Source organism: Devosia sp. (assembly GCF_028290435.1).
GTDB lineage: Bacteria > Pseudomonadota > Alphaproteobacteria > Rhizobiales > Devosiaceae > Devosia.
Map to the genome: position 1 here is coordinate 26,465 of NZ_JAQGJV010000085.1, position 18,695 is coordinate 45,159.

The window sequence follows — 18,695 nt, forward strand, 5'->3', positions numbered from 1 at the left end:
GGAATATCACTCCCACCGGCGCTTCCCTCGGACTTGATCCGCGGGTCTCTATCGGCATGCAACGCCTGTGGCGAGTGGCCCGCGGATCAAGTCCGCGGGAAGGTCGGTGGACGAGGTGCGATCGTGCCATTTCTGGTTGGCTTGCCCTCAATCCTCAGCTCGCCATCGGGATTGTGCCGTAGGTGATGCCTTTCTGGCTCAGCCATCTCCGATAAGCGATGGCGGATTTATCGGCGCGAATGGGGGTTTCGGCGCGCGGGTCCAAAGGCAAGCGCTTGGGGTACTGGTTTTCGAGGATCGGTTTGTCCTGACCGAAAATGGTCTGCTGGAAGCGACGCAGGTCGGTGATGGTGGAGGTGCTGTCGATCATCGATTGCAGAAGGTGCGCGCGGGTGGTTTCAGCGGTCATGGGCTGCAGGAAAATGGCGATGACGTCTTGGCGCGTGACGTCCTCGGGGCAGGATTTATAAAGCACCGAGCAGAACGGGTGCGGCACACGGTAGATATATTCGACCTCGATGCCCTCGGTGGCGCTGAGCGCCGCGCGCGGCTGGAAGAAGCGGCAGCGGGTGGCCAAAACCTCGTCGCGTTCCTCGGAGACTTCAACGTCGTATTCCTTGACCTCGGTATGGGGCTCGGCACCCAGGATGTCGGTGTGCACATAGGGGAAGTGGCCCATGTCGAGGAAGTTTTCGACGATGCGCGGGGCGGAGGAACCGACGCCGATGGAGCCGCAGCTCATGTTGACGCGGTCCGGTTCGGCATATTCGGGAATGGGAAACAGGTGATCGGGCGGGTTGCCGAAGCTGGTCCAGATATAGCCGTAGCCGCTGATGACCGGCAGGCGGACGGTCACGGTGGCGAGATCGATTTCGTCCCCGTGTTCTTCGGTGGTGCGCAGCCAAACGACTGGGCTCCCGTCGCTGTCGCGGGAGAAAGCGAGGCGCTGGTCGAGCAGCAGCGTGGTGCTGACCACGCCGACCGGTGTCTCATCGACGGCGGCGATGACCTGCCAGAGGTCGCGGGTGACAGCGTCGATGGGGGATGGGGTGGTCATGGGCATTATCTCGTGGCAGGTGTGATGTCACAATAAACGGGTCGCGCGGCGTTGCCAGTATAAACTTGGAGGATGAGATGGCGGTTGGTGAGGGCGCGCGGTTTCCGTTGGCGGAACTGGAAGTGCGGGTAGCGGCGGCCTTGCGGGAGGCGGGCGCCAGCGAGGCATCGCTCCAGGCGGCGACGCGCGCGATGCTGCATGCCTCGCGGGTCGGCGTCGACAGCCACGGCATCAGGCTGGTCGAGCATTATTGCAACATGCTGGCGGGCGGGCGGCTGAACAAAAGCCCCGAGCTAAAGGTGGATATTCGCGCGCCAGGCAGTGCCATGGTGGATGGCGATGACGGGCTGGGGCATTACGCGGCGTACAAGGCAGTCGAGGTCGGGTGCGAGCTGGCGCGGGTGAATGGCGTCGCCGGGGTGGGCGTTGCGCATTCGTCGCATCTGGGGGCGGCGGGTGCTTATGCACTAGCCGGAGCCGAGGCGGGGTTCGTGGCGTTCGCGACCACCAATACCGATTCCATGGTGGCGCTGCATGATGGCGCGGCGCGGTTTCATGGCACCAATCCGCTGGCTTTCGCCGCGCCGGTGCCGGGACAGAAGCCGTGGTTTCTCGACATGGCGACGTCCTCGATCCCGATGAACCGGGTGTTGCTGCATCGCTCGATGGGGGTGGACCTGCCCGAGGGCGTGGCGGCGGATGCGGCGGGGCAGATGGTGACCGATCCGCATGCGGTGGAGATGCTGCTGCCGCTGGGCGGGCAGGGCTATGGCTATAAGGGCGCGGGGCTGGCCGGGGTGGCAACGCTGTTTTCGGCGCTGCTGACGGGCACGACGCTGGATACCGATTTCATCCCGATGTTCGGCGGCGGGGATATTTCCAGCCATCGGAACATGGGGCATTTCGTGATGATCGTGGACCCTGACAAGTTCGTCGGGCGCGAGATGTTCGGGATGATGATGACGCGCTATCTGGAGAGTCTGCGCGGCGCCCCGGCACGAGCTGACGGCGTCGTGATGGCGCCGGGCGACCGGGAATGGGCGGAGGTGGCGCGGCGCGAGGCCGAGGGGGCCCCGGTCGATCCCGATACGATCAGGTTTTTGGGGCTGTAGCGGCGACACCGCCCTGGGCAACCAGGCGAGGGACTTCGGACAGGGTGAAATCCTTGGGCAGGAAGATGACGACCGCCAGGGCGGCGACTATAAGTACAGTCCACAGGATACGCATTACAAAACTCCTAGAGCCTCAGGCAAGTCCCCGTTTCAGCGCCTCGCGGGTGGCCTCCGCGCGGCTCGAAATATTGAGCTTCTGATAGATCACCTTAACATAGGACGCCACGGTCTGGGGTTGAAGGCCGAGTCGGGTGGCGGCCTCCGATACGGTCATGCCGCGTGCCAGCAGGGTTAACACTTCGGTCTCGCGCGGACTGAGGCCGGAGGTATCGGGGCGGGCCAAAGTCGGGCCACGGAAATGGGCCAGCATACGGTGGGCGATGGAAGGGGAGAGCGGCGGCTCGCCGCTTTCGATGCGCTTGAAATAGCCAACCAGCAGGCTGGCCTCCTCGTCCTTGAGCACGTAGCCGCGGGCACCGGCGGCGATAGCCTCGAACAGATGGGCGTCGTCGTCGTAAATGGTGGCGACGATGGGCAGGGCATCGGGAAGCTCGGCGGCGAGGCGGCGCACGATGTCGATGCCTGAGCCGTCGGGCAGGCCGATATCGACGACCGCCAGCGTGAGCTCCGTGCCATTGGCATCGAGCCAGTGGTGAGCGGCCTTCAGCGTGCCGGCAGTGGCGACGCGCAAGCCGGGAAAGGCGCTCGCGAGGACGCCGAGCATCCAGTCGCGCGTGTGTGGCTGGTCTTCTACCAAGAGGCACAGACCGGTTTGGGGTGAAGTGTTCATGGGGTGGACCCTAGCGCTTCGGGCAGGGCTGACAGCCCCCGATCCGGGGTGGGGATTGTGACGCGCAGTGGGATGTCGATGCCGATAGCGGTGCCCTTGCCGGTATTGGCGAGCGCAAAGCGGCCGCCGACATCCTCGATGCGGTGGCGCAGGTTGCGCAGGCCAAAACCCTGGCTTTCGCCGGCCAAAGCGGGGGTGGCAAGGCCGATGCCATTGTCGGCAAAGTGGAGGGCGAGGCGGTCGCCGTCGAGGTCGAGACTGACGGCCAGCGTGCTCGCCTCGGCGTGGCGGATGACGTTGGAGACGATTTCGCGCACCGAGGAGGTCAGCGCCTTGTGCAGGCGATAGTCGAGCTGGATGGTGTCGGCGGGGATGTCGTTGACCGGCCAATCCAGTGCGATGCCGGCGGCTTCCAGGCGCCGCGCGGTTTCGTGGCGGGTTTCTGCGAGGACGCGGTCAAGGCTCGCTTCATCGCCAGACAGGCCCGAAACGATGGCCCGAATATCCGAGAGCGCGGCCTGCAATATGGGACGGGTGGCGGCATCGGCGGTGTGCAGGCCCGTCAGCAAGCGGGCGCCGACATCGTCGTGCAGGTCGCGGGCCATGCGGCGGCGCTCCTCGCCGACGCCGCGCGTATAGGCGGCTCGCCCGGCTTCGGCGTGCTCGGTGAGGGTGACGAGCTGATTGGCAAGCTGCAGATGCTCGGGCGCGAACAGGCCGCGGCCGGCGAACGGATAGGCCAGACGAAGCGCAGGGGCGCCGGCGATTGCGGGCAGGAACAGGATTAGTCCATCGCTGGTAAGGCTCGGTTGGGCGGTCCCGGCATCGGCTTCGGCCAGTTCCAGCGGGTCGAACAGGCGCACCAGCAGATCGCGCCAGCGGATGGCGCTATCCTGGCGGGAGGGCGCGAAGGCCACGTCGATGGCGGCGGCGAAAAGCTGGTGATCCTCGATCTGGCGACTGCGGGTCAGGCGCTGCCAGAGCCAGTCGCGCAGGGGCAGGTAGAGGAAACCAACGGTCACCAGCGCCAAACCGAAAGCGGGAGCGCTGTCGAGATCGAGCGTAATCACCAGCACGGCGTCAAAAGTAAGCAGCAGCAGCGCGCCCACTGTGTAGAACAGGATGCGATAGGCCCAGCGGCCCAGCTCGAACAGACGGTAGCGCAGCAGGCCGAGGGCGAGGCCGACATAGATGACGACGAGCACGCCGGTAACGTGGCTCTGCGGCACGCCGAAGGGCAGGTGCAGCAGCACAGGCGCGGCGCCCAGCAGGGTATAGCTGCCGGCGCCGGCGATCACCGACAAGCCGATCCAGCCCAGCGCGGCGCGATCCGACGGATGCCTGCGGGTCGACCACCATTGCGCGGCGATGGTGATGAAAATGGCCAGCGTTTCCAGCGCGACCCACAGGTAGAGCTGGGTCGGGCCGGCGCCGATCTCGGCCAGATCAAGCCCCATGGCGACCAGCAGTGCCAGCGGCAAAGCCAGCAGCCAGCGTGGATGTACCAGCCGGCGCGGATAACACAGGAACAGACCGATGATGGCGAGGCCGAACATCAGCGAGCCGGCGTGATTGATCGTGACCATCGTGGCGAACCAGTCGCCGTTGATGGCCAGTTCGCGATTGGCATATATGGCGGACGTGGCGGTGGCGCCGATCAGGCCAATAGCGGTCAGCGCGAACATGATCGGCCCCAGCGCGCGCGGCCGCAGCGCCCAGACCCAACCGGCGATCAGCGTGCCGGCGACGCCGGTGAGAAACTGCACCCAGAAGCCGCTGGGCAGTGTCCACCACGGACTGCCCTTGGGATAGGCGACGACGGTGTAATCTGCCCCGGTCAACGGGTTGACGAGATAGAGCATTACCCGGGGTTGGGCCACGATGGCCGTCAGCATGGATTGGCGGGCATAGAAGGCGTCGAGCGCGGCATAGGTTTCGAGGCTATCGGGCTCGGGGCGGACGTCATCGGCCTGCATCAGGATCGGCTTGGCGGGGGCGCTGCCGGGGGCGGGCACCGTGCCGATGGCTCGCAGCCGGGCGCCCGGGACGATGCCCGGATTGTCGATCCGCGCGTTCAGGTCGACGCCAGCGACAGTGACGACGGTGCCATCGGGGGACGCGAGCAGTGTTAGGCCCATGCGGGGCATGCTGGTGGCCGCCGCAAAGGTCACCCATGTCAGCACCACGCAGAGCAGCGCGACGGCGACGAGCAGGAGACCGGGCGAGGCGGCAGCGGGTTTCATCCCCGCATATGAGGGGGGATTTTTTGCTGGTGCAACAGAATGGTTAGCGCATTGTTAAGGGCGGTCTTCACTTCTTCAGGTGGGGAGAGGCAAAGAGGACCTCTCACCCCTCGCGGTGGATGGCAAATGGCCCCCAGGCCTGGGTGGTGGCCATCAGTTCGATGCGGTTGACGTTGACATGGGCCGGCAGGGTGGTGGCCCAGAAAATGGTCTCGGCGATATCGTCGCCGTTCATCGGCATTGTGCCCGCATAGGGGGCGGCCGCCTTGGTGTCGTCGCCCTTGAAGCGGACCAGCGAGAATTCGGTTTCGGTCAGGCCGGGCTCGATATTGGTGACGCGGACATTCTTGCCCTGCAGGTCGCTGCGCAGGTTCATGGCAAACTGCTTCACGAAGGCTTTGGTGGCGCCGTAGACGCTGCCGCCCGGATAGGCATATTCGCCGGCCACCGAACCCAGGGTGACGATGTGGCCGCCGCCGCGAGCGATGATGCCGGGCAGCAAGGCGCGGATGGTGACCATCAAGCCGCGGATATTGGTATCGACCATGGTTTCCCAATCATCGAGATTGGCTTCGGCGGCGGGCTGCAGGCCGAGCGCCAGGCCCGCATTGGCGAGCACGATATTGACCGCGCCGAACGGGGCAGGCAGGCCGGCGATGGCGGCTTCGAGGGCTGGGCGGTCACGGACATCGAGTTCGATGGTGTGGCAGCGTTCGCCGAGCTCCGCCTTGAGATCGGCGAGGCGATCGCCGCGGCGGCCGGAGGCGATGACGCGGGCACCGGCGGCGATATAGCGGCGCGCGGCCGCGGCGCCGAAGCCAGAGGTGGCGCCGGTGATGAAGACGGTGAAGCCGGCGGGATCGAGCGTGGGATACATGGGACGTGTCCGGGTGGGAGGGTTGGCGGCAAACTGGGCTGGCGTCGGGAGCTAGTCAAGCTCGGTGGGGCAGGCACCTTCATCCGGCGCCACGCGCCCACCTTCTCCCCGTCGGGGAGAAGAATAGGAAGGGCGTGGGCTCTTATTCCTCTCCCCCTCGGGAGAGGGTGGATCGGCGAAGCCAAGACGGTGAGGGTGTCTGTCCCCGGGGAAGCTTGCCGAATGGCAATGAAGCTTTCCAAGTCCTAACGTTACGGATTGCCGGATCGTCCCTATATTGCCAGACGAATGGGAGAGTCCAGATTTGAAGATCGTTGTTCGCCTGCTGATAGCCGTGGTGATCCTGGGTGGCCTTGGGGCCGCCGCATGGTGGCAATTCGGCAAGCCCGAGGCGGCCAGCGTGCCCAATACGATCGAGGTGAAGCGGGGCGATATCGAAAAAACGGTGCTCGCGTCGGGCGTGCTGCAGCCGGCCTCGCTGGTCAGCGTCGGCGCCGAGGTGTCGGGCCGGATCGACAGCGTCAATGTGGTGCTGGGGCAGAACGTCAAGAAGGGCGACCTGATCGCGCAGATCGACTCGCTGAACCAGGAAAACGCCGTCAAGGCCGCGGAGGCGGCATTGGCGGGCATCCAGGCGCAGAAGCGCGCGCAAGTGGCCAACCTGGCGCAGGTCAAGGCGGCGCTGACGCGCGCCACGCAGATGTTCCAGCAGAGCCTCATCGCCCAGACCGATTTCGAGACCGCGCAGGCGGCGGTGGAATCGGCGGAAGCGCAGATCGACGGGCTGGATGCGCAGATCGCGCAGTCGACGCTGCAGGTGGAAAGTGCGCAGCTCAACCTCAGCCGCACCAAGATCGTGGCGCCGAACGACGGGACCATCGTGGCGCTGCTGGTGGATGAAGGGCAGACCGTGACCGCGTCGCAGCAGATCCCCACCATCGTCAAGATCGCCAACCTCGACACAATGGTGATCAAGGCGGAGATTTCCGAGGCCGACGTGGTGCGCGTGACGCCCGGACAGCGGGTGTATTTCACCATATTGGGCGAGCCCGACGTGCAGATCGACGCCAAGCTGCGCGCAGTGGAGCCGGCGCCGACCTCGATTAATTCCGATACCACCACGACTGACGCCGCCATCTATTACAACGGGCTGTTCGATGTGCCGAACCTGGATCACCGGCTGCGCATTTCGATGACCGCGCAGGTGACCATCGTGCTCGACGAGGCCGAGAAGGTGCTGGTGGTGCCCTCCGGCGTGCTGCGCAAGGATCGCGACGGCAAGTTGATGGTGCTGGTCTATGATCCCAAGACGCAGACCACCAAGCCGCAGCCGGTGACTGTGGGGCTGGACAATAATGTGAGCGCCGAGATCACCGACGGGCTGAGCGAAGGCGACCAGGTGGTGCAGAGCGGCACCACGACCGCCGCGGCGCGGCCGACGGGTGGCGGGCAGCGCGGATTTGGCGGACCGGGCGGCGGTGTGTTCGGCGGGCGGCCCTGATGGCCGAGCCGATCATCGCGATAAGAGGCCTGAGCCGGCGGTTCCAGACCGGGGCGGAAAGCGTCACCGTGCTCAAGGACATCGACCTCGATATTGTCGCGGGCGAGATGGTGGCCATCATGGGCCAATCGGGCTCGGGTAAGTCCACGCTGATGAATATATTGGGGTGTCTCGATCGGCCGAGCGCTGGCACGTACAAATTCGGCGGCCGCGAGGTGGGCAAGCTCGGGCCGGACGCTCTGGCGGAACTGCGGCGTGAGCATTTTGGCTTCATCTTCCAGCGCTATCAACTGCTCACCGATCTCGATGCGGTCGAGAATGTGGAAATGCCGGCGATTTATGCGGGAGCGCAGCCCGCGGCGCGGCGCAAGCGAGCGATTTCGTTATTGACGCGGTTGGGGCTGGGCGATCGGCTGAGCCATCGGCCGGGCGCGCTGTCGGGTGGGCAGCAGCAGCGTGTCAGCGTGGCGCGGGCGCTGATGAATGGCGGCGAGGTAATCCTGGCCGACGAGCCGACTGGGGCGCTGGACTCCAAGAGCGGCAAGGAACTCATGGCGCTGCTGGCCGAACTGCATAAGGACGGCCACACCATCATCATCGTCACCCATGATCCACTGATCGCCGCGCAGGCGGAGCGGGTGATCGAGATTTCCGATGGGGCGATCATTGCCGATCGGCGCAATGTCGAGAGCTTTGGGGCGGTGCGGGCCGAGGAGCCTATGCGCAAGGTGGCGCGCTGGCGCGAGGGATTTTCACGGGCCGGCGAGGCGCTGCGCATGGCGATGCGGGCCATGGTGGCGCACAAGCTGCGCACGTTTCTCACCATGCTGGGCATCATTATCGGGATTGCTTCGGTGGTGAGCGTGGTGGCGCTGGGCCAGGGCAGCCAGGAGACGGTGCTGAGCAATATTTCCTCGCTCGGCACCAATACGATCAACATTTATCCCGGCACCGGGTTCGGTGACCGGCGCAGTGCGCGCATCCAGACGCTGCTGCCCTCGGACGCCGATGCGATCGCTACGCAAAGCTATGCCGATAGCGTCAGCCCGCAGGTGACATCCAATGCCACTGTGCTGTTCCGCAATACGTCCTCGAATGCCTCGATCTCCGGTGTGGGCGACAGCTATTTCCGCGTGAATGGACGCACGTTTACGGAAGGCGTGCCGTTCACTGCGCCGAGCGTGAAGCAGCGGACGCAGGAGGCGGTGATCGACCAGAACGCGGCCTCGGCCTTCTTCGTCAACGGCGAAGACCCAATCGGGCAGGTGATCCTGCTCGATAAGGTGCCGGTGCGGGTGATCGGCGTTGTGGAGGCGGTGACCGGGTTCGGGCCGGGCAATAACAGCGCCAATGTCTACCTGCCCTATACGACGGCGATGGACCGCATCCTGGGGCAAAACTATCTGAGTTCGATCGCGGTGCGGGTGAGCGACGATGCCGACATGTCCCAGGCCGAGGACGAAATCACGGCGCTGCTGACGCGGCTGCATGACGGCAAGACCGATTTCTTCCTGCAAAATACCGCCACCATTCGCGACACAATCGAATCCACGGCGCAGACGCTGACGCTGCTGATTTCCACCATTGCGGTGATCTCCCTGGTGGTGGGCGGGATCGGGGTGATGAACATCATGCTGGTTAGCGTCAGCGAGCGGACCAAGGAGATCGGCATCCGCATGGCGGTGGGCGCGCGGCGCGGCGATATCCTGCGGCAGTTTCTGATCGAGGCGGTGCTGGTGTGTTTCGTCGGCGGGGCGCTTGGCGTGGCGCTGTCGTTTGGCCTCGGTGCGGCGCTGACCTCGCTAATGGCGGGCGCCAAGGTCACCTATTCGGCGCAGACGATCATCCTGGCATTCGTGTCGTCCAGCCTGATCGGGGTGATATTCGGGTTCATGCCGGCCCGCTCGGCGGCGCGGCTGGACCCGGTGGAGGCACTGGCGCGGGAGTGAGCGCCGTACCGCCAGAAGTGTTCCCCATCGGCAACGATCCCGCCCCGACACCGAAACTTTGTGACCAGCAAGGGTGGTCATTGCCGCGGGCTAGCCCTAAACTTGCCATGAACTTGAACGCGTTCTAGGCGCGCATGGCGTCAATGCGATCGATTAGAGTCAAGTTTAACTGAATCTTCTGGCTCTCGGAGTCAGGGTGGCAGTCCTCGCCGATGGCGGGTAGGGCGGAACGAGCGACGGGAACGGTCCACTGAAGCTGGCGCGGATAGTATTGAGTTTGGGGGCGCTTGGCATCGTCCTGTCGCTGGCGAGCGTCGCTTGGACGCCGCAGGCTGCTGCATTCGAAATTTTTGGCATCAAGCTGTTCGAAGACCAGTCCGACAAGGACGCGGATGCGGTCATCGCCGATCCGCAGTCCTATACGGTCGATGTGTCGGTGACCCAGATTGGCTCGGCGGAAGCCACGGTGCGCAATGCCTCGGCGCTGGTGGCGGATGCGGGGGAGCCGGCATCGGGCGCGGCTGGATTGCTGGCCAAGGCGCGCGGCGACTACCGGCGCATTTTGGCGGCGCTCTATAATGAAGGCTATTACGGCGGCAGCATCAGCATTCGCGTCGGCGGGGTGGAAGCCTCGAGCCTGGCGCCGGATGTGAACCTGCCCGATCCGGTCGCGGTGGCCATCGTGGTGACGCCGGGGCCGCTGTTCAAGTTCAACCGGGTGCAGGTGGTCAATCAGGCGCCCGCGACCAGTGATCCTAACGATTTTGTCGAGCCAGTGTCCAGCGTGGGCTATGGCAGTGGCGAGATCGCGCGCTCCAGCGTGGTGCTCAAGGCCGAGCAATTGGCGCTCGAGGCGTGGCGGCAGCAGGGCTATGCCAAGGCTGAAATCGCCAATCGGGAAGTGGTCGCCGACCATGCGAGTTCGACCGTCGACGTGACCATTACGGTCAATCCGGGCGCCAAGGCGGCGTTCGGCGATATCGTGGTCAGTGGCACCGAGAATATGGACGCCGATTTCGTGCGCTGGGAAACCGGCATCGTGCCGGGCCAGGAATACGATCCCGACGATATCACGCTGGCGCAAAAGCGGCTGGATCGGCTCGAAGTGTTCAGCGCGGCGCGACTGCAGGCGGCTGATGCGATCGGCTCGAATGGGCTGTTGCCATATAACCTGATCGTGCAGGAATTGCCAGGCCGGCGGTTTGGCGTGGGCGCGACCTATTCCACTATCGATGGCTTGGGCATCGAAGGCTTTCACCTGTGGCGGAACCTGTTCGGGCATGCCGAGCGGCTGCGGCTGGATGCCAAGATCGCCAGCATCGCTTTCCCAATCGATACCGAGCAATTCGACTATCAGTTCGGTGGCACCTTCACCAAGCCGGGCGTGTTCACGCCGGACACCGACCTCGTTGCCTCGATTTCGGCAGAGCGGACACTCTATCCGACATACACCGAGACCTCGATCAACGGGCGGCTGGGGCTGAACCATACGCTGACCGACCAGATCAGCTTCGAGGGCGGCGTCGAATATGAGCGCAGCCGGTTCGACGACGTGTTCGGCACACGCGATTTCTCGCTGGCCGGGCTTTACGGCGGCATTACCTATGACGGGCGCGACGACGCGGTCGATCCGACCAGCGGCATTTTCGCCTCGGCCAATATCGAGCCGTTTTACGAGTTCAACTACGGCAATCCCGCGGCTCGCCTGGTGCTGGAAGGGCGGACCTATTTCGGCTTTGGCGAGGACAATCAATTTGTGCTGGCTGGCCGGCTGAAAGCCGGGGCGCTGATTGGGCCGGAATTGTCGGAAATCCCGCCGGACAAGCTATTCTTCGCCGGTGGCGGCGGTTCGGTGCGCGGCTATGGTTTCAAATCCATCGGCGTCGATGACGGCAACGGCAATGTCACCGGCGGGCGCTATCTACTTGAAGGCTCGCTCGAAGCGCGGGCCAAGGTGACCAAGGATATCGGCGTCGTTGGCTTTATCGACGGTGGCTATGTGGCGGCGGACCGTTTTCCGGGCTTGGAAGACCTTAAGCTCGGCGCCGGTATCGGCGTGCGCTACTACACCGGGCTTGGACCCTTGCGGGCTGATATCGCCATACCGCTCAACAAGCGGGCGGGTGACCCGGACTATGCAATTTACGTTGGCATAGGACAGTCGTTTTGATGTCCCGTCTCCTATCGCTGCCGCGGCGGCTGGTTGTTCTCGTACTCGTCGTGCTGGGTCTGGCTGTCGCCGTGCCGGCGGTCATCGTCGCGCAGGACGTGATCACGATGAGCCCGGACGAGCAGAAGGACTGGCTCACCAGCTTCGTGCAGGACCGGCTCTCGACGCCGGAGCGGCAAATCCGGCTCTCCAATATCGAAGGTGCGCTGGGCTCGGATATCGCCATCCGCGAAATCACCATTTCGGACGCCGAAGGGGTGTGGCTGCGGGTCAATAATGCGCGGCTGACCTGGAACCAGGCGGCACTGTTCCTTGGGAGGCTCGAGGTCAAGTCGCTGACGGCGGACTCGATCGATTATCTGCGCAATGCCAAGCCGGCCGAGGGCGTCGATCTGCCGCCGGCCGAGGCGGGCACGCTGACCATTCCGGAATTCCCGGTGGCGGTGATCCTGGAACAATTGTCGATCCCAAAGGTGACGTTCGGCGACGGTGTGTTCGGGCTTGGCTCGGCGATTTCACTCAATGGCGCGCTGACCCTGGAGGGGGGCAACCTGACCTCCAAGCTCGATATCGTGCGGCTGGACGGGCCGGGTGGCACGCTGGCGCTGATGGCCAATTATACCAAAGCCGACAATGTGGTGGATGTCGGCGTGACGCTGACCGAGCCGCCCAATGGGGTGATGGCCAACCTGCTCAATATCGAAGGCAAGCCGGCTGTCGAACTGGCAATTGCAGGCAAGGGCCCGGTGGCGAACCTGCAGACCACACTGACGCTCAAGGCCAATGGGCAGACGGCGCTGGGCGGCGGCGCTACGGTAAACCAGACGGCGGACGGCTTTGCCATCGCGGCCGATCTGCGCGGACCGGTATCCAGCCTGATGGCGCCGCAATACCAGCCGTTCTTCGGCGCGGAGTCGGCACTGACCGCCAATGCGCTGGTGCGCACGGGCGGCGGGCTTTCGATTTCCGGGCTGAAGCTGAGCGGCGGGCAATTGCTGCTCGAGGGCGCGGCAGAAACCACGCCGGACAATTTCCTGCGGCAGTTGACGCTTAATGCGGTGGTTGCCGACCCTGCGGGAACGCCGGTGCTGTTGCCGGTGCCCGGCGCCCCGGTCAGCGTCAACGGCGCGCAGGTGGCGATCAATTTCGGGCAGGATAATTCGGAGAACTGGAGCTCGACGCTCGACGTCAAGGGCCTGACCACCGGGGATTTCGCGGCGCAAACCATGGCGCTGACGCTGGGTGGTGTCGCCGCCAATCTGAACGATCCGGCGACGCGACGGCTGACCTTCAATGGCGACGGCACCATTGCGGGCATCGAGGCTGCGGACGAGGTCAAGGCGGCGCTGGGCGATAGTATCGGTCTGGGCATTGCCGGGCTGTGGAATGCGGGTGAGCCGGTGCAGTTGGCGCAGTTCCGCCTCGTCGGCAAGGCGCTGACGGCGGGGTTGGCGGGCGTGTTGGATGGCCCAGAGTTCAAGGGTGATGTGGCGATCGAGACGAGCAGCATTGCGCCGTTTTCGGGGCTTGCTGGGCGCGAACTGGATGGCGGATTGTCGCTTAAGGCCAACGGCACACTGAGCCCGCTGACGGGCGGGTTCGACCTGACGCTGGACGGAACCGGAAACAATCTTAATATCGACGACGATGTGGCTGACGGTATTCTGGCCGGCACCGTGGCGCTATCAGGTCGCGTGGCGCGTACCGAAACGGGGCTGACAGCGCAGAATTTCAAGCTGGGCAATCAACAGGTGCAATTGCTGGCCGATGGCAGCTATTCCAGCGCGGTGGCCGATTTCACCTTCAATCTCGATCTCGCCGACCTGGCGCTGCTGAGCGATCAGGGCAAGGGCGCGGTCAAGGTGTTGGGCACGGCCAAGGGCCAGGACGGGGTTCTGGATCTGAACCTGAACGCCGGCCTCGCGGCAGGGCAATTGGCCGGGCGCGACTTCCGCCAGGGTACGCTGACTTTTGCCGGGCGCTCGGACAAGAGCGGGCTGACCGGCAATATCACCGGCGACGGTATGCTCGACGGGTTCCGGACCAGTCTTGTGGCCGGTATCGCGATGGATGGCACGCGGCAGGCGCTGACGGGTTTGGATTTCCAGGCGGCTGGCACGCGGGTCACCGGCGACGTCTCGCGCGATGCGGCCGGATTGCTGACCGGGCGGCTGGAAGCTGCATCGCCCGACGTGTCGGTGGCGGCGGCTTTGGCGCTGATCAAGGCGCAAGGCGCGCTCAATGCCAGCGTGACGTTGGCGCCAACTGACGGCAAGCAAAGCGCCGCAGCACAGGGCGATGTGAAGGGCCTCGTGGCTAATGACATTCGTGTCGGCTCGGCTGACTTCAACGCGACGATCGCCGACCTGTTTGGCGTGCCGGCCGTGACCGGCACCATCAATGGCACCGATATCGCGGCAGCAGGGGTGGACGTCACGACCCTCGCGGCCAAGGCCAGCCAGAACGGCGATACGACGACCTTCGACGCCCAGGCCGCATTGACGGCAGGCACCAAGCTCGATCTGGCCGGATCGCTGGCGCCGATTGCCGAGGGCTATCGCCTGGCACTGGATCGCGCCAGCCTGCAACAGGGGCAACTTTCTGCACGGCTAGCGAAGGCGACGGTGCTGACCGTCGCGGGCTCGACGGTATCGCTGGATGCGGTGCGGTTCGATGTTGGTTCGGGCAGCGTCACGGCCAGCGGGTCGGCCGGCGAGGCGCTCAATATCGCGCTGGATATCAGCCAATTGCCGCTGTCTATTGCCAACGCGGTGGTGCCCAGCCTGGGGCTAGCGGGCACGCTGGACGGGCGGGCGACGATCAGTGGCACAGGCAGCGATCCGCGCGTGGCCTTTGAAGCGCGGGGCGCTGGAATCAATGCGGCGGCGATCAAGGACTTTGGCATCGCGCCAATGAGCGTCAGCGCCAATGGGACTTTTGCCAACAACACCGTGTCGCTGGCCAGCCTGTCGGCCAATGGCAATGGTGGGTTGACCGTGTCGGGTTCCGGCAAGGTGCCGCTAGGCGGCAACGGGCTGAATGTGACGCTCAAGGGTGACGCTCCGCTAGCATTGGCGCAGCGTTTCGTGGCTGATCGCGGTGGCCAGTTGAGCGGATCGGTAAGTCTGGATGCGCAAGTTTCCGGCAGCATCGCGTCGCCGAAATTCGGCGGTCGGGTATCCACCAGCAATGCCGGCTATATCGATCCGGAACTGAATTTACGGCTGCAGGGCATCAGTGGGTCGGCCAGCCTTAACGGCAATAGCCTAGTGATCGAAAGCCTCACTGCCGGCCTGGCGACCGGCGGCTCTGTCGCCGCTTCCGGCTCCATAGGGCTCACTGACGGCTTTCCCGCCAACGTCAAACTGGCATTGAATTCAGCACGTTACGCCGATGGCAATATGTTCGTGGCGACGGTGCAGGGCAACTTGGCGCTGACCGGCAACCTGACCGGTAATCCGCTGCTGAGCGGCAATGTACTGGTGGAAAAAGCCGACATTACCGTGCCAGAAAGCCTCGGCGGCGGCGCAGCGATGATCGACGTCAAGCATGTCGATGCGCCGCCGCAAGTCGAGCAGACATTGGCGCGGGCGCGGGTGGATGCCGCCGGAGCGCCGGTGCCGCAAACGCGGCCGGGCGGGGTGTTGCTCGATATCACCGTCAATGCACCGAACCAGATTTTTATTCGCGGCCGGGGGCTGGACGCCGAAGTGGGCGGCTCGGTGCGGCTGACCGGGCCGATCGGCGATATCCAGCCGGTGGGCGCCTTTTCGCTCAATCGCGGGCGGCTGGCGATCCTGGGCCAGCGGATCACCTTCGAAAGCGGCACGGTGACGCTGGTGGGCGATCTCGATCCGGAATTGAACCTGGTGGCGCGCACCGAAGGGGAGGGCATTACGGTGTTCGTCACTGTGTCCGGCCGGGTTTCGGATATCAATGTAAGCTTCACATCAACCCCGATGCTGCCGCAGGACGAGGTGTTGAGCCGGCTGATCTTCAAGCGTGGCATGGGCGAACTGTCGCCGCTGCAACTGGCGAAATTGGCGGGCGCCGCGGCGGAACTGGTCGGGGGCAGCTCGAATCCCTCGCTGCTCGATAGCCTGCGCGGCGCGGCTGGGCTGGACGACCTGGATGTCGTCACCGATGACAAAGGCAATGTGGCGGTACAGGCTGGGACCTATATCCAGGACAATGTCTATCTGGGCGTGCAGGCGGGCGCCAACGGGCAGAGCAAGGTGACGATCAATCTCGACGTGACCAAGGACCTCAAGGTGCAGGGCGCCGCCGGGCAGGACGGTAATTCCAGCCTCGGCGTGTTCTACGAGAGCGATTACTAGTTCGTCGTGGCCGACAGGATCGGTCCGCCATTGGGGCGCTGCACCAGGATTGCGGTCTTGAGGCCGGTGGCCGGAGCGCTGAGGCCGAGGGCGAGCGGTGCGCCGCTCCACGTGCCCAGGTTTTGCAGGTCATAGACCACATGGGTGTGGGGCAAGGTACGGCCGGTGTTTTCCCCGCGGCCGATCGGCACCTCGTGAATCTGTGGATCGTAACGGACCAGCCAGACATCGGCGCCTGAGGTGGGGGCTGTGCCCGCAGCGATATCGACATGACTATCGGCCAGCTCGATTGTCGGGCCGGTCAATGCCGGGGCGGTATCGATGAGGCGTTCAACGTCGGCGATGTGGTTGCCGACGGCTGTGGTGGTGCCGTTGACCACCATCTGTGGCGTATAGGGGCCGAACTGCTCCAAAGCCGGTTCGTAGGTGACCTGACGCTGGGTAAATTCGGGTTTGCCGAACGTGTCCTTCCAACCCAGGCGATCCCAATAGGTGACGGCGAAGCTCAAGGCCAGCACGTCGGGACGCTGGCTGAGTGTGATCAGATTGGCATTGGCGGGCGGGCAGGAGGAGCAGCCCTGGCTGGTGAACAGTTCTACCACGACTGGCGCTTTGCCGGCGGCTTGGGCAGGGGAGGACAGGCCCATGCCGGCCGACGCAGCCAGCAGGGAAAGCGCAATGGTGTGGATGTGCCGCATGGCTCGTGCTCCTCAGGCAACCCTTGGTGGTCGCCATGAGAAGTTCGTGCGTGCGGCAGTTCCGGTTACAGGCTCGCGATGTCGTGACGGCGGGTTACTGCCCGCCACCCACCTTCGCCGCCTTGGCGTCGTCGTACCACCAGGTGCTGGGGAAACCGATGCCAAATTCGGGGAGGGGGTCGGGGTGGCTGAAGCGATCCCAGCGAGCGATGCGGGCGTTGCGCAGAGTGTATGTGGGAACGACGTAGTGGTGCGCCAGCAGTACGCGGTCCAAGGCCTTGGTGGCGGCCTCGAGCGTGTCGCGATCGGTGGCGTAGATGACCTTGTCGATCAGGGCATCGACGCCGGGATCGGCAATGCCAGCATAGTTCTGCGAACCTTCCTCCTTGGCGGAGGCCGAGCCCCAGAAAAACCGCTGCTCATTGCCAGGGGACGATGTTTGCGCCCAGCGCTCGTAGACCATGTCGAAATCGAAGCTGCGCAGGCGGTTGATATATTGTGGGCCGTCGACGACCCGAATAGTAGCGTTGATGCCGATCTGTGCCAGGTTGGTGGTGAGGTTGGTCGCCACCGGCTCGATGGTCGGGCCGTCGAGCAGGATTTCAAAGCTCAACTGGGTGCCGCCGGCATCGACCAGGCGGTTGCCGTCGAGGCGATAGCCGGCTTCGGTCAGCAGGCCCAAGGCAGTACGCAGATTGGCGCGCAGCTTCTGGGCGTCGCCACTGATCGGATTGGTGTAGGGCGTAGTGAAAACTTCGGGCGGGATATTGTCCTTCACCGAATTGAGGATCTCCAATTCCTTGCCCTCGGGCAGGCCCGAGGAGGCAAATGGCAGGCCGAAGAAATAGCTGTCGATGCGCTGGTACTGATTGAAGAACAGAGTCTTTTGCAGCTCTTCGAAATCGAAGGCATAATTAAGCGCTTCGCGGACGCGAACATCCTGGAACTTGGGTTCGCGCAGATTGGGCACGAAACCGAACAGGATGCCTGAGCCGTTGAAGGCCTGGGGAAACAATTCCCGGACGATGCGACCGTCCTTGGCGGCGGGGAAATCGTAGCCTGTCGCCCAGCCGCGGGCGGATGGCTCCTGCCACCAGTCGAACTGGTCGCCCTTGAAAGCCTCGAATTCCACGGTCTGGTCGAGGAAAAACTCGATGCGGTATTCGTCGAAATTGTTCTGGCCGACCTGGGTGGGGTTATCCTTGCCCCAATAGGTGTCGACGCGCTTGTAGCTGATGGTCTTGCCGGCTTCGAAGCTGGCCAGCGCATAGGGGCCCGAGCCCAACGGCGGCTCCAAGGTCGAGGCGCCGATATTGCGCTTGTTGCCCTTGGCGTCGGTGCCTTCCCACCAATGCTGGGGCAGGATCATCAACTGACCGAGAATTTTGGGCAGCTCACGGTTGCCGGTCTGATCGAAGGTGAAGGTGACCTCGCCGGGGGCGGTTTCGGTGACGCCAGTGACATTGGCGTAATACTGGGCGATTTGCGGGCTCAACTCCTTGGAGGTGTTGAACGACCAGATCACGTCGGCGACGGTGACCGGTTCGCCGTCGTTCCATTTGGCCTTGGGATTCATGCGGAAGGTGACCGAGGAATAATCGGCCGGAAACTTCAGCGCTTCAGCCAGCAGGCCATAATCGGTCAGCACTTCGTCCTGCGAGGGGGTCATCAGGGTTTCGTAGATGAGACCCAGGCCACTGGCGACTTCGCCCTTGGGCAGGACGGGATTGAAGGTATCAAAGCCCCCCAGCGCGCCCATGCGCACGACGCCGCCCTTGGGCGCATCGACATTGACGTAGTCGAAATGGGTGAAGCCTTCGGGATATTTCGGCTCGCCGATGGCGGAGCTGGCATGCAGCCAGGTGTCGGGTTTGTCCTGTTGGGCAAAGGCAGGGAGGGCCGGGGCGAGCAGCAGAACAGCGGCGATGGCGAGGGCTGCGAATTTCATGGGGCGCTCCCGG

Annotated in this window: 12 protein-coding genes; 5 read left to right on the forward strand and 7 right to left on the reverse strand. The window is 64.3% G+C overall.

The genetic code is table 11. The features are described from left to right. Positions 1–154 precede the first annotated feature (154 nt). Positions 155–1,057 carry an aromatic ring-hydroxylating dioxygenase subunit alpha gene (locus JWP26_RS18930; RefSeq protein WP_299731456.1) on the reverse strand — a complete coding sequence of 301 codons (903 nt, stop codon included), beginning with the start codon at positions 1,055–1,057 and terminating at the stop codon, positions 155–157. A 77-nt stretch (positions 1,058–1,134) separates the two neighbouring features. On the opposite strand from JWP26_RS18930, the gene JWP26_RS18935 reads away from it, so the two are divergent. Beyond that, a complete protein-coding gene (locus tag JWP26_RS18935; protein ID WP_299731458.1) occupies positions 1,135–2,169 on the forward strand; it encodes an Ldh family oxidoreductase in 1,035 nt (344 codons plus the stop codon). Here JWP26_RS18935 and JWP26_RS18940 read toward each other — a convergent pair. The 4 genes from JWP26_RS18940 to JWP26_RS18955 all read right to left on the reverse strand — a co-directional run bounded on the left by JWP26_RS18940 (position 2,150) and on the right by JWP26_RS18955 (position 6,079). Beyond that, positions 2,150–2,284: a hypothetical protein gene (locus tag JWP26_RS18940; protein WP_299731461.1), complete on the reverse strand. Its 135-nt coding sequence runs from the start codon at positions 2,282–2,284 to the stop codon at positions 2,150–2,152. The two genes, JWP26_RS18935 and JWP26_RS18940, sit on opposite strands and share 20 nt — an antisense overlap. A gap of 18 nt (positions 2,285–2,302) precedes the next feature. Continuing rightward, on the reverse strand, positions 2,303–2,959 hold the full coding sequence (locus JWP26_RS18945; RefSeq protein ID WP_299731463.1) for a response regulator transcription factor: 657 nt from the start codon (positions 2,957–2,959) through the stop codon (positions 2,303–2,305). Next, positions 2,956–5,202, reverse strand: coding sequence for an ATP-binding protein (locus tag JWP26_RS18950; protein WP_299731466.1), 2,247 nt, complete (start codon positions 5,200–5,202; stop codon positions 2,956–2,958). The genes JWP26_RS18945 and JWP26_RS18950 overlap by 4 nt, the downstream gene beginning before the upstream one ends. Before the next feature lie 103 nt (positions 5,203–5,305). Then, positions 5,306–6,079 (reverse strand): SDR family NAD(P)-dependent oxidoreductase, encoded by a 774-nt coding sequence (locus JWP26_RS18955; RefSeq protein WP_299731468.1) that lies wholly within the window; start codon positions 6,077–6,079, stop codon positions 5,306–5,308. A 304-nt stretch (positions 6,080–6,383) separates the two neighbouring features. Between JWP26_RS18955 and JWP26_RS18960 the strand changes: the two genes are divergently transcribed. The 4 genes from JWP26_RS18960 to JWP26_RS18975 all read left to right on the forward strand — a co-directional run bounded on the left by JWP26_RS18960 (position 6,384) and on the right by JWP26_RS18975 (position 16,036). Continuing rightward, the gene (locus JWP26_RS18960) at positions 6,384–7,580 is read left to right on the forward strand and encodes an efflux RND transporter periplasmic adaptor subunit (protein WP_299731470.1); all 1,197 of its coding nucleotides are present in this window, start codon (positions 6,384–6,386) and stop codon (positions 7,578–7,580) included. Further along, positions 7,580–9,529: a MacB family efflux pump subunit gene (locus JWP26_RS18965; RefSeq protein ID WP_299731474.1), complete on the forward strand. Its 1,950-nt coding sequence runs from the start codon at positions 7,580–7,582 to the stop codon at positions 9,527–9,529. The genes JWP26_RS18960 and JWP26_RS18965 overlap by 1 nt, the downstream gene beginning before the upstream one ends. 271 nt (positions 9,530–9,800) lie before the next feature. Then, positions 9,801–11,699, forward strand: a complete 1,899-nt coding sequence (locus JWP26_RS18970) for an autotransporter assembly complex family protein (protein WP_299731476.1) — start codon at positions 9,801–9,803, stop codon at positions 11,697–11,699. Next, entirely contained in the window at positions 11,699–16,036 is a 4,338-nt protein-coding gene (locus tag JWP26_RS18975; protein WP_299731479.1) for a translocation/assembly module TamB domain-containing protein, read from the forward strand. The genes JWP26_RS18970 and JWP26_RS18975 overlap by 1 nt, the downstream gene beginning before the upstream one ends. On the opposite strand, the gene JWP26_RS18980 is transcribed toward JWP26_RS18975, so the two are convergent. Together JWP26_RS18980 and JWP26_RS18985 are read right to left on the reverse strand one after the other, a co-directional pair. Then, entirely contained in the window at positions 16,033–16,734 is a 702-nt protein-coding gene (locus JWP26_RS18980) for a thioredoxin family protein (protein WP_299731482.1), read from the reverse strand. The genes JWP26_RS18975 and JWP26_RS18980 overlap by 4 nt on opposite strands. A 94-nt stretch (positions 16,735–16,828) precedes the next feature. Beyond that, a complete protein-coding gene (locus JWP26_RS18985) occupies positions 16,829–18,682 on the reverse strand; it encodes an extracellular solute-binding protein (RefSeq protein ID WP_299731485.1) in 1,854 nt (617 codons plus the stop codon). Positions 18,683–18,695 lie beyond the last annotated feature (13 nt).